The organism is Sphingomonas sp. GC_Shp_6 (assembly GCF_026540835.1).
Taxonomy (GTDB): Bacteria; Pseudomonadota; Alphaproteobacteria; order Sphingomonadales; family Sphingomonadaceae; genus Sphingomonas.
The window spans coordinates 13815-25639 of record NZ_JALNUO010000006.1; the positions used below are offsets into that span (position 1 = coordinate 13815).

The window sequence follows — 11825 nt, forward strand, 5'->3', positions numbered from 1 at the left end:
CGCCTCATGGTCCCAGCTTCGCCACCATGGATCATTGAGAATTTAGAGACTTGTTCGCGGTGATGCGCGACGGCGCGTCCCGTACACCTACGTCTATGGCGATCTGATCGGCGCTGAACTCACCAAAGTGATCGCAATCGTGGAGTTGCGCGAAGTTGCGCCGATCGTTAGACGCGCGTTGCCGATGAGACGATGAGCGCGTAGGGGCGATCACGCCGAAGGATCAGCTCGCCGCGCACTCGAAAATGTGCTCCCGGGTATAATGCGTCGGCCGCCTCGCTCGTCTGCATGTCGATCGGGACGGCGAAGCGGTGCCCGTCCGGGCGGAAGTACAGGTCGCCATCCATTTCCGCGACCGAGCCGGACAACTCGCCCCCGTCCGCAATCATTCGCTGCGTCTCGCGGTAGCTCGGCAGCCCCGGCGCTTGATAGCGGCGTTCGGCTCGGCGCACTTGGCCAGCAATCACCGGATCCATCACGATCACCTGTCCGCCCTGAGACACAATCGTGATGCTTTGAACCGGGTCCTTCTCGACGATCTCGGCGCCAGCCTTCGCCAGCGGGGTCGCCCCGTTCTCCGCCGGCGACATAACCATCGCGAGACCCTTGACGATCACGCCCACCAGTACGGAGCTGGCGGCCGTCGTCTTGACCGGATTGGCGGCAAATTCTGCGCCGACCTTCCGGGCAGTCGCCTTCGTAACGCGGGCCACAACGTCGAGACTACCTGCCTCGATGGCAACGATGCGAAGATCGGCGCCGTTGTCTCGAGCGACCTTTGCGGCCCGCTGGAGGAAAACACCCAGTCGCTGCGCGTCGATCCCGCGTGGCGTTTCGAAGTGAAAAGCGAACTCGTCGTCACCAAGCGTCGCGCCACTGATCCCGGCCAATATTCTTCCCCCGCGGCGGCCCCTCCGGCGCTAACAAACGCTGCCTTAAGAGGAGCCATCCGTCCACCCCTGCGGCGGGCGATCGACGCGAGCTACGATGGATGGCCGCGGCCCAACCGAGGGCCGCTAGTCACGTCGGCCCGAATCGAAATGTTAATCAAAACGACCTTAGGAAACGTCCGAAATCGGGGGTGGATGTGTTCGAGCGGTTGAAATATAAGGAAATTGCCAAGCCGAAATACACAGCGGCTACGGAGCGTCAATGCCTCTCCCCGCAGCAGATTTACACGCTTTTGGATTCACGCGCCCGAGACTGGCGGCAGATACTTTTGGCCATGCTGGCGGCTTGTGTCGCTTTGGTAGTGGCTGCCGTGAATGCAATGGATTTCGTGAAACCATTGTGGATACCATTAATCTTCGGTGGCATCGCTATTGTCATATTTCTCATTGCGATATTTCTAGTCCTGCCGGAGATTCAGGAGACGCGCAGGCGCGCGGAGATTATCCTTACCTACTACATAACCAATTGGGACAAGGTGCCTCCCGTCGATGGTGCAATCCCCAAACGCTTGAGCAAAACACCGTGGCGGGATGACATCAGCAGAAGCGAAACAAGCTCATTCGATCGCGAAGTGCAAGTCTGGACACCAATTGTCGGCCTCGACGTTCGTGCGAAGAGCCAATCGAAACCTTGAATGAGGGGGCCTGCTTTCGGCTTGACCCACTTCCGGTCGCTCAGGCCGAGCAACGGTTTCCCCGAAACCAGTCGTTCGTTAATCGGGACGACGGACAGAAGCGACGCATTAGAAGGCGCTGTTTCGCGCCCTTCAAAGCGCCCGCGCCTGACCGCCTTCATCCTGCTCGCGCGTTCTCGACTACCGTGCCGCCACCCTTCGACGCAGCTCAGCTAATCTTGGATCGTCCGCGAGAGTCGGGACGCTGTACAACCGGTCGACAAGTGCGATCATCCCATACGGCCACTCCGCTACGCGCTCGGGCAGTATCGCGAATAGGACGGCCAGATGCTCCTCCGGGTGGGCCTCTACGGCACCGTCCCGCCTCAACAGCCATTGAAGGCTCGTTGGTCCCGCTCCCCCGATACGGGTAAGGAGCGGCAGGACCGCGGCGGTTACGACCGGAGTGTCGTCGCCCGCCTCTAATGCGAGGTCCGCTAGGGCGGAACTGGCCTGCGGGCTCTTCACGGCCAGCTGCCGCGGCCACACATCGCGCAGGAACGTGAGGCGCTCGGTGGCCCATCCTCACCGTCTCGTGGCAGACATCGATCCCGCGCTCGAAGAGCAGATCCTCGACGTTCCGCAAGCTCAGCGGGAAGCGCACGTACATCATCACCACCAGCCGGATCACCTCCGGTGACGAGTTGAAACGGCGGAACGGGCTTGGGGGCAGGGCACGAGAACGGCGGGGCATCAGTGGTCGCTACCAGCCTCCTGCCCTGACTGCCACGTTGGTCTGACAGCGCCGGCTCACCCACTGGCGGCGGATGTCGCCTGCGAACAGCGGGTCAAATCGGTTCCACCATATGCTGACCGTCTCATGGCTGATGTCGATCCGCGCTCGACCGGCAGGTCCTCGACGTTTCTGGGCGACAGCCGGATGCGCACGTACATCATCACCAGCCGGATTACATCCGGTGACGAGTTAAAGCGGTGGGGCGGCGACGGCGGCAGCGCCCGTGATTTGCGGCCCATGTCCGACTGCTACCAAGTCACTGGCTCGCACGCCACGTTCGTCTGACAGAGCCCACGGCGTTCACATAGCGACTTCAGGAACCAAATCAACGAGGCGATCGAGCGGGCCGAACTTGGATCGGTCGAGGAAGAAGACGCATGAATACGTATGGGTAGCGCCGCAGCCACTGGACGCGGAGGGGGCTTTCCAGCGAAAGCCGGGGATCGTGAGATGCCGTCCGAAGACGGCCGGAGACGGGAGGTGCCGGTGAGAAAAGTGAAACGGATCGGGGCTGCCGCGGCGGCCATTCTGGGGTCCGTCGCGCCGTTCGTGCCGGCGCCGGCATGGGGGCAGGAGGTGGAGCGCGCGGGCGCCGGTGCCATCTCGCCCCGACCCGATGGGATCGAGGTTCGCCGCGGCACCCTGACGATGCGGATCACCGCGCTCGACGATGCGGTGATCCGCGTGCGGATCGCGCCCGGCGGCGTGCTGCCCGAGGATGCGAGCTGGGCGGTGTCCGCCGCGACGCGTGCCCGCCATGTGGCGGTGACCCCGCAGGCGGACGGTTTCTCCACGTCGGCGATGCGCGTGCGGATCGATCCGGCGACGCTGCGGATGGTGGTCGAGGACCGCGCGGGCAAGGTGATCTCGGCCGACACGGTCGAGCCGCTGAAGCTCGACGGCCGCGGTTTCACGCTGCGCAAGGCGATGCCGCTTGGCGAGCATTATTTCGGCCTGGGCGACAAGACCGGCGGGATGGACCGGCGCGGCTATAGCTATGTCGACTGGAACACCGATGCGTTCGGTTTTTCCAGCAGCCAGGATCCGATCTACAAATCGATCCCGTTCTTCCTCGGCGTGGGCGGGGATGGCGGCAGCTATGGCCTGTTCCTCGACAACAGCCGGCGCACCTGGTTCGATTTCGGCCACCGTGAGGACAATGTGCTGGCGCTGGGCGGTCCCGACGGGCCGATCGATTATTATCTGATCGCCGGCCCGACGACGGCCGAGGTCGTCCGCCGCTATGCCGATCTGACGGGCCATGCCCCGCTCACCCCCAAATGGGCGCTCGGTTACCAGCAGTCGCGCTACAGCTACGGCTCGGCCGAGGAACTGCGCCACGTCGCCGCGCGGCTCCGGCAGGAGCGGATCCCGACCGACGTGCTGTGGCTCGATATCGGCTTTCTCGACAAGAACACGCCCTTCACGGTCGACAAGCAGACCTTCCCCGATCTGAAGGGCCTGATCGGCGATATGGGGCGCCAGGGCATGAAGGTGGTGACGATCACAGATCTCCATGTCGCCGCCAACCGGCCGAAGGGCAGCTATCCGCCCTATGACAGCGGCGCGGCACGCGACGCGTTCGTCCACAATCCCGATGGCAGCACCTATGTCGCGCCGGTTTGGCCGGGGCCGTCCGTCTTTCCCGGTTTCACCGTGGCGCGCACGCGCGACTGGTGGGGCGGGCTGTTCAAGGATCAGGTCGCGATGGGCGTGGCGGGATCGTGGAACGACATGAACGAGCCCGCGGTCTTCGATACGCCCACCAAGACGATGCCGCTCGACACCGTGCACCGGATCGCCACCGACGATTTCGCGCCGCGCACCGCCACCCATGCCGAGCTGCACAATATCTATGGCATGGAGAACACGCGCGCGACCTATGACGGCCTGCGCCGCCTCGCGCCCGACGAACGCGCCTTCGTGATGACGCGCGCGAGCTATGCCGGCGGCCAGAAATATGCGGTGACGTGGACGGGCGACAACAGCGCCACCTGGGATCATCTGAAGCTTTCGGTGCAGCAGATCGTCAATCTCGGCCTGTCCGGCTTTTCCTACAGCGCGGCGGACGTCAGCGGCTTTGCCGGCGGCCCGAGCGCGGACCTGCTGACTCGGTGGTTCGAGATCGGCGCCTTCTATCCCGTGTTCCGCGATCACAGCGCGACGGGCACGCCGCGCGTCGAGCCATGGGTCGACGGCCCCGAGCATCTCGCGATCCGCCGCCGCTTCGTCGAGGAGCGCTACCGGCTGATGCCCTATCTCTATGCGCTGGCGGACCGCAATGCGCGGATGGGCGATCCGATCCTGCGGCCGGTGTTCTACGATTATCCCGCGGCGTTGCGGATGAGCTGCGACCAGTCGTGGAGCTTCACGGTCGGCAAGGCGCTGCTCGTCGCGCCGCCGCCGTCGCCCGAAAGCCCGCAAGCCTATGACATCTGCCTGCCGGCGGGCGGCTGGTATGATTATTGGACCGGGCTGCGCGCGGGCACGCCCGAAGCGACGACCGCTGGCCCGATCCAATCCGCGACCCAGGCGACCGGCGAGGCGCATGCCAAAGGAGACCGGCTCCGCGTGACGCCGCGGCTCGACAGCCTGCCGGTGTTCGTGCGGGCAGGCACCATCCTGCCGCGCCAGGCGGTGGTGCAGAGCACCGGCGAGACGCCGGCGGGCCCGCTGACGATCGACGTCTATCCGGGCGAGGATTGCGCGGGCACGCTCTATGACGATGACGGCCACAGCATGGCGTTTTCGCGAGGCGGCTATCTGCGCCAGGAATTGCGCTGCACGGTGACGCCCGATGGCGTGCGGCTCGCCTTCGCCGCGCGCGAGGGCCGGTTCAAGCCGTGGTGGCGGCAGATCGCGGTTACCGTCCATGGCTGGAGCGGTGGCGCGCGCGTGAACGAAGGCCATGGCGAGGTGGCGACGACGGCGAACGCGGATGCGCAGACGATCGCCTTCACCGTTCCCGACCAGCCGCGCGCCGCGGAGATCATGGTGGCGCACGGCCGATGACGATGGCTGCGGGCTGGTCGGTCTCGGTCGTCCATCAGGGCCATGAGCGCCAGCCCGTGGTGGTCATCGACGGCTTCGCCCCCGATCCGGACGCGCTGCTGGACGATGCGGGCTTCCTCGCGTTTCGGCCGATGGGCGAGCATTATCCGGGCATCCGCGCACCGATGGCGCCGGCGGTGCTGCGCCCGTTGCTGGCCGCGCTGGCGCCCGTCGCCGCCGATACGTTCGGCGCGGGCGCGCTCAGGGTGGTGGATGCCTTTTATTCGCTGGTGACGACGCCACCCGCGGCGCTCGCCCCCATCCAGCGGCTGCCGCATTTCGACGAACTCGCGCCGACCCGGCTCGCGCTGCTTCACTACCTTGCGAAAGACGAGCGAAGCGGCACCGCCTTCTTCCGCCACCGCGATACCGGGTTCGAGAGCGTCGATGCGGACCGATATCCGCTCTATCGCCACCGCCTCGATGCCGATCTGCGACGCCACGGCCTGCCCGATCCCGCCTATATCGCTGGCGACACCCCGATCTTCGAACAGGTCGCGCTTCATATCGGCCGGTTCAACCGCGCCATCCTGTATCGGTCGAACACGCTGCACTGCGCCGCGATCCCGCCTGACATGGCGCTAGACGCCGATCCCGATTGCGGCCGTCTGACGATCAACAGCTTTCTCGATCGGCAACCCTGAACGCGGGTGCGGCCCGAACGCGGGTGTGGCGTGAATGTCACGCTGTATGACGCTTGTGTGACTAGGCCCGTGAATACGTATGTGGCTTCCTAGGCACTCCCCGCCACGCCCTTCTAATGGCGCCCTATAACTCGCCGATCACCCGCCTGAGCGGAGCGACGGCTTTGGGGGGATATATGGAAGACCTTCACACGACTGCTTCGTTTTCGGCGCGTGCGCGCCTCGCGTTGCGCACCAGCGCCATCGCGCTGAGCGGCGTAACGCTGATTGTCGCCGGCAGCGCCTTCGCACAGGCCGGGCAGGCGACGCCGCCGAACACGCCGAACGCCGATCCCACCGCGCAGGCGACGCAGGATGCGCCGCCTTCGCCGGGGCTGCCGACGCCGAACGCCGACCAGGTCCAACAGGCACAGGCGACGCAGGAGGCCGAGGCCCCAGGCGCCGCGGACATCGTCGTCACCGGCATCCGCGCCGGTCTCGCCAGCGCGGCCCGCACCAAGCGCGATTCCACGCTGATCGTCGATTCGGTTTCGGCCGAGGATGTGGGCAAGCTGCCCGACGTCTCGATCGCGGATTCGCTGGCGCGCCTGCCCGGCGTCACCGCGCAGCGGCTCGACGGACGCGACCAGTCGCTGTCGATCCGCGGCCTCGGTCCCGATTTCTCGACCACGCTGCTGAACGGCCGCGAACAGGTGACCACGGGTGACAATCGCGGTGTCGAATTCGATCAATACCCCTCCGAATTCTTCCGCAGCGTCAACGTCTACAAGTCCGCCGACGCCTCGCTGATCGCGGCCGGCATCGCCGGCACGGTCGATCTGCGCTCGCTTCGTCCGCTCAGCCAGCCCAACCGGATCATCGCGGTATCGGCGCGCGGCGAGATGAACGAGATCCCCTCGCTCAACCCCGATTCCCCGCGGCTCGGCTATCGCGCCTCGGCGACCTATGTCGACAAATTCGCCGACGACACGCTGGGCATCGCGCTCGGCGTGGCCGCAACGCAGGCGCCGACGCAGAACGAGCGCTACAATGCATGGGGCTATTCGGGCACCGGCACCGCCGGCGATCCCTATACGCTCGGCGGCGCCAAGCCCTATGTCCAGTCCGACCTGCTGAAGCGGTTCGGCGGCGTGGCGACGGTCGAATATCAGCCGTCCGAGAATTTCCATTCGACCTTCGATGCGCTCTATACGCATTTCGAGGATACGCAGCATCTGCGCGGCATCGAATTTCCGTTCTCGTTCGGCGGCGCGGCGGAATCGAACGCCACCGTCACCAACAATTTCGTCACCGCGGCGACGTTCACGCCGACCTACACCGTGCAGCGCAACGATTACAGCCAGCGCAAGTCGGACATGTTCTCGCTCGGCTGGAACAATGATTTCAAGATCGGCGAGCGCGTCCATTTCAACGTCGACGCATCCTGGTCGCACGCCAAGCGCACCGACTTCCTGCTCGAGAATTATTCGGGCACGGGCTATAACGGCGCCGGCACGCAGGGCCCGGTGCGCGTGACGCAGAACGGCAACGGCACGTTCAACATCGTCCCGACGCTCGACTATACCAACACCAACGTCATCAAGATCACCGATCCGGGCGGATGGGGCTATAACGGCACGCAGCCCGTGGTGCAGGCCGGCTTCCTCAACCGCCCGAGCTTCACCGACGATCTGAAGGCGCTCCGCGCGAGCTTCAACGGCGAGTTCGAGGACAGCGTCCTCAAGGGCTGGGAAGTCGGCGGCAACTTCACCCGCCGGCGCAAGGAAAGCGACTATACGTCATATTTCCTTTGCCCCAAGGGCGCCGGCACCAACTGCACCGTGGCGAGCGGCACGCCCACCAGCGAGGCGATCCCCAGTGCCGCCGTGCTCGGCACGATCCCGCTCGGCTATCTGGGGGTCCCGGCGATCCTCGCACTCGATCCGCTGTACCTCTACAACAACGCCTATAACAGCGTACTCGACGGGCGGCCGAGCGCGCTGGTGCGCGACAATGTCGTGACCGAAGACGTCTATACGGGCTATGCCAAGATCACGATCGACGGCGTCGTGGGCGGCAAGAACCTGAAGGGTTCGCTCGGCGCGCAGGTCGTCCATACCTACCAGCGTTCGACGGGCACCGCCTCGAACTTCAACGCGGCGACGGGCATCGTATCCGTCTACGGCGTGAACGGCGGCACGACCTATACCAACTTCCTGCCGAGCGCGACGATGTCGGTCGAGCTGGAGCCCAATTTCTACGTGAAGATGGGTGCGTCGCAGACGCTGGTGCGGCCGCGCATGGATCAGGAGCGGGTCAACAGCGAGATTGACCTGAATTCCGCGATCAACGTGAGCGTGGCGCAGCCGATCACCAACCGGCCGTTCAGCATTACCAGCGGCAACGTCAACCTGAAGCCCTATCAGTCGACCAACATCGATCTGTCGGTCGAACATTACTTTCCCAAGGGCGGCTATCTCTCAGCCGCAGGGTATTTCAAGCACCTGACCGACTATGTCGATTCGGGCGCATCGGCGCTGTACGACTTCACCTCGTTCGCCGGGCTGCTGCCCGCGGGATCGACGGTCGCCGCTGGCAACCTGATCGGGCTGAACAGCCAGCCGAACAACGACGGCCACGGCTATCTGCTCGGCACCGAAATCACCGCGTCGCTGCCGTTTACGTTGTTTACGTCGAAGCTCGACGGGTTCGGGGTGTTCGCCAGCGGTTCCTATACCAAGAGCGACATCCGCCTCGGCAGCAACCCCACCCAGGCGATCACGCTGCCGGGCTTGTCGGCCTATGTCGCCAGCGGCGAGGCTTATTTCGAAAAGCACGGCTTCCAGATCCGCGGCAGCTATCGCTATCGTTCGACCTTCCTCGGCGAAGTCTCGGGCCTGTCGGCCAGCCCGACCTTCCGCAACGTGAAGGCCGAGGCGATCGTCGATGCGCAGATCGGATACGAGTTCCAGTCGGGCTTCCTCAAGGGGCTCGCGGTGCTGGCGCAGGCGAAGAACCTGACCGACCGTCCGTTCATCACCTATCAGAACAACGATCCGCGCCAGGTCATCGACTATCAGCGTTACGGCCGGGACTATTATCTGGGCGTGACGTACAAGTTCTGATCCGACCGCCATCGACCGGAAGGCCGCCGTCATTCGCGTGACGGCGGCCGTTCGCGTAGGGAGAAGCCGATGTCTGCCGAGCCGATCACCATCGTCATCGCAGGCGGCGGCACCGCCGGGTGGATGACCGCCGCGGCGCTCGGCCATTTTCTCGAACATGGCTATCATGTCCGCCTCGTGGAATCCGACGCGATCGGAACGGTCGGGGTGGGCGAGGCGACGATCCCGCAGATCCGCCTGTTCAACCAGGCGCTCGGCCTCGACGAGGACGCGTTCCTTCGCGCCACGCAGGGAACGTTCAAGCTGGGCATCGAATTCGACGGCTGGCGGCGGCCGGGCGCGCGCTACATGCATGCATTCGGCGATGTCGGCCGCGACGTCGGGCTGATCGCGTTCCAGCATTATTGGCTGCGCGCGAGGACGCTGGGCCTGGCCGCCGGGCTCGACGCCTATTCGCTGAACGAGATCGCCGCGTCCGCCGGCCGCATGCACCGCGGCGCGCCGCTCACCGGCGCCGCGATTCCCGCGATGCCTTACGCGTTCCATTTCGATGCCGGGCTCTACGCGGCGTGGCTGCGCCGCTTCGCCGAACGCCGCGGCGTCGCGCGTACGGAGGGGGCAATCGCGACCGTCGCGCGCGACGGCGAGAGCGGCGACGTCACCGCGCTCGTCCTGGAATCGGGGGAGCGGATCGCGGGCGACTTGTTCGTCGATTGCACCGGCTTTCGCGGCCTGTTGATCGGTGAGACCCTCGGCACCGGCTATGAGGATTGGTCGCGCTGGCTGCCCTGCGACCGGGCACTCGCAATGCCGACCGAGGCCGTCGCGGCGCCGATCCCCTATACCCGCGCCACTGCGCGGAAGGCCGGATGGCAATGGCGCATCCCTCTCCAGCACCGCACCGGCAACGGGCACGTGTATGCGAGCGCCTTCACCAGCGACGACGAGGCCGCCGCCATCCTGCATGCGAACGTGGAGGGGCGTCCGCTTGGCGAGCCTCGGCCGCTGCGCTTCGTCACCGGTAGGCGGCGCGCGGCCTGGGTGCGCAACGTCGTGGCGATCGGCCTGTCGAGCGGCTTTCTCGAGCCGCTCGAATCGACCAGCATCCATCTCGTCCAATCGGCGATTTCGCGCCTGCTGAAGCTGTTGCCCGGGCGTGGCCGATCGGAGGCGCTGGCACGCGAATATAACCGGCAGACCGACGCCGAGATCGAAGCCATCCGCGATTTCCTGATCCTCCACTATCATGCCAACGAACGCGACGAACCATTCTGGCAAGCGATGCGCGCCACGCCGCTGCCCGGCTCGCTCGCCGGGCGGATCGCGCTGTATCGCGAGACCGGACAGATCGTGCGCGACGGCGAGGAGCTTTTCACCGAAGTCGCCTGGCTTCAGGTCTTCGAGGGACAGGGGGTGACGGGGTCGCGCTACCATCCGCTGGCCGACGGTATCGCACCCGCCGACCTGAAGGAATTCATGGAGACGATCGGCGCGCTGTATCGGCGGGAGGCGGCGCGCTATCCCGGCCATGCCGAAACCATCGCGCGCCATTGTGCGGCCAGGCCGGCGCCGTGAGGGCGGCGGCGCGCCGTCTCAGGTCGAGGCGCGCACCACGAGCCGCGCCGGCAATTTGGTATTCTCGGTCGTCTCGCCGTTGATCTGGCGGACGAGCGCATCGACCAGCATCGGGCCGGCAAGCTGATAATCCTGCGCGATCGTGGTGAGGGGCGGGCGCGTCAGGCTGGCGGCGGGGATGTTGTCAAAGCCGATCAGCGCCACGTCGCCGGGCACGTCCAGCCCCGCCTCGCCCAGCGCGCGCAACGCACCCAGCGCGATCAGGTCGGAGGCGGCGAAGATCGCGTCGAACGGGATGCCCCGCGCGATCAGGCGTCGGGTCGCGTCATGGCCGCCCTGTTCGATCGACAGCGTATCCACGTGCAGGCCGGGATCCACCGCCAGTCCCGCTTGGCTGAGCGAATCGCACAGGCCATGATAGCGATCGCGAAACTCGGGATAATGATCCGATGCGTCGCCGATGAACGCCACCCGCCGCCGGCCCGTCGCGATCAGATGCCGCCCCGCATCCCGGCCGCCCTCGCGGTTGTCGCAACCGATCACGGTGCCCAGGCCATGCGGTTCGACCGAGCCCCAGCGCACGAAATGCGTCTTCTGCTTCACCAGTTGTTCGAGCCGCGCGCGATAGACCTTCCAGTCGCCATAGCCGAGCAGGATGATCCCGTCCGCCTTGCGGCTGTCCTCGTAGTCGACGTGCCAGTCGGCGGAGAGCTGCTGGAACGACGTCAGCAGATCATAGCCGCGCTTGGCGCAGGTCATCAGGATGGAGCCGAGCATCGAAAGAAAGAAGGGGTTGATATACGATCCGTCCGGCAGCGGATCCTCGAAGAACAACAGCGCCAGCGTGTTCGCCTGGCCGCCACGCAGCGACGAGGCGGCGCGATCGACGGTGTAGTTGAGCTGCCGCGCGATCGCCTCGATCCGCATGCGCGTCTTTTCGCTGACCGTCTTGTCACCGCGCAAGGCACGGGACACGGTGGGCTGCGACACGCCCGCCAGCGCTGCGATATCGAAGGAAGTGGTCTTCTCGCCGGCCGCCATGGCCACCCGTCCTTGCCTCGGCCGGTCCGCCGGTCGCGCCCATGGCCTAG

The 11825-nt window shown here is 65.7% G+C and carries 8 protein-coding genes and 1 pseudogene; 6 read left to right on the forward strand and 3 right to left on the reverse strand.

Annotated elements, in window-relative coordinates:
* Positions 1–167: 167 nt before the first annotated feature.
* Positions 168–890 (reverse strand): hypothetical protein, encoded by a 723-nt coding sequence (locus OXQ95_RS09095; RefSeq protein WP_267381268.1) that lies wholly within the window; start codon positions 888–890, stop codon positions 168–170.
* A gap of 191 nt (positions 891–1081) precedes the next feature.
* Between OXQ95_RS09095 and OXQ95_RS09100 the strand changes: the two genes are divergently transcribed.
* Positions 1082–1585: a hypothetical protein gene (locus OXQ95_RS09100; protein ID WP_267381269.1), complete on the forward strand. Its 504-nt coding sequence runs from the start codon at positions 1082–1084 to the stop codon at positions 1583–1585.
* A gap of 565 nt (positions 1586–2150) precedes the next feature.
* Here the strand turns inward: OXQ95_RS09100 and OXQ95_RS09105 are convergent.
* Positions 2151–2318: pseudogene (locus tag OXQ95_RS09105) on the reverse strand (IS6 family transposase); the annotation flags it as partial.
* Between the two features lie 126 nt (positions 2319–2444).
* Here OXQ95_RS09105 and OXQ95_RS09110 point away from each other — a divergent pair.
* The 5 genes from OXQ95_RS09110 (at position 2445) to OXQ95_RS09130 (ending at position 10734) form a co-directional block, all read left to right on the forward strand.
* The gene (locus tag OXQ95_RS09110; RefSeq protein ID WP_267381270.1) at positions 2445–2645 is read left to right on the forward strand and encodes a hypothetical protein; all 201 of its coding nucleotides are present in this window, start codon (positions 2445–2447) and stop codon (positions 2643–2645) included.
* Positions 2646–2846: 201 nt separating this feature from the next.
* Positions 2847–5372: a TIM-barrel domain-containing protein gene (locus OXQ95_RS09115; protein WP_267381271.1), complete on the forward strand. Its 2526-nt coding sequence runs from the start codon at positions 2847–2849 to the stop codon at positions 5370–5372.
* On the forward strand, positions 5369–6055 hold the full coding sequence (locus tag OXQ95_RS09120; RefSeq protein WP_267381272.1) for a DUF6445 family protein: 687 nt from the start codon (positions 5369–5371) through the stop codon (positions 6053–6055). The genes OXQ95_RS09115 and OXQ95_RS09120 overlap by 4 nt, the downstream gene beginning before the upstream one ends.
* 176 nt (positions 6056–6231) lie before the next feature.
* Entirely contained in the window at positions 6232–9159 is a 2928-nt protein-coding gene (locus OXQ95_RS09125; protein WP_267381273.1) for a TonB-dependent receptor, read from the forward strand.
* A 69-nt stretch (positions 9160–9228) separates the two neighbouring features.
* Positions 9229–10734, forward strand: coding sequence for a tryptophan halogenase family protein (locus OXQ95_RS09130; protein ID WP_267381274.1), 1506 nt, complete (start codon positions 9229–9231; stop codon positions 10732–10734).
* An 18-nt stretch (positions 10735–10752) separates the two neighbouring features.
* Here the strand turns inward: OXQ95_RS09130 and OXQ95_RS09135 are convergent, their stop codons facing one another.
* Positions 10753–11775, reverse strand: a complete 1023-nt coding sequence (locus OXQ95_RS09135) for a LacI family DNA-binding transcriptional regulator (RefSeq protein ID WP_267381275.1) — start codon at positions 11773–11775, stop codon at positions 10753–10755.
* Positions 11776–11825: the final 50 nt, after the last annotated feature.

Excerpts from the sequence above, each read along its gene's own strand:
- OXQ95_RS09110 (WP_267381270.1), top strand. The coding sequence starts at position 2,445 with ATGGCTGATGTCGATCCGCGCTCGACCGGCAGGTCCTCGACGTTTCTG.
- OXQ95_RS09120 (WP_267381272.1), top strand. The coding sequence starts at position 5,369 with ATGACGATGGCTGCGGGCTGGTCGGTCTCGGTCGTCCATCAGGGCCAT.
- OXQ95_RS09125 (WP_267381273.1), top strand. The coding sequence starts at position 6,232 with ATGGAAGACCTTCACACGACTGCTTCGTTTTCGGCGCGTGCGCGCCTC.
- OXQ95_RS09130 (WP_267381274.1), top strand. The coding sequence starts at position 9,229 with ATGTCTGCCGAGCCGATCACCATCGTCATCGCAGGCGGCGGCACCGCC.
- OXQ95_RS09135 (WP_267381275.1), bottom strand. The coding sequence starts at position 11,775 with ATGGCGGCCGGCGAGAAGACCACTTCCTTCGATATCGCAGCGCTGGCG.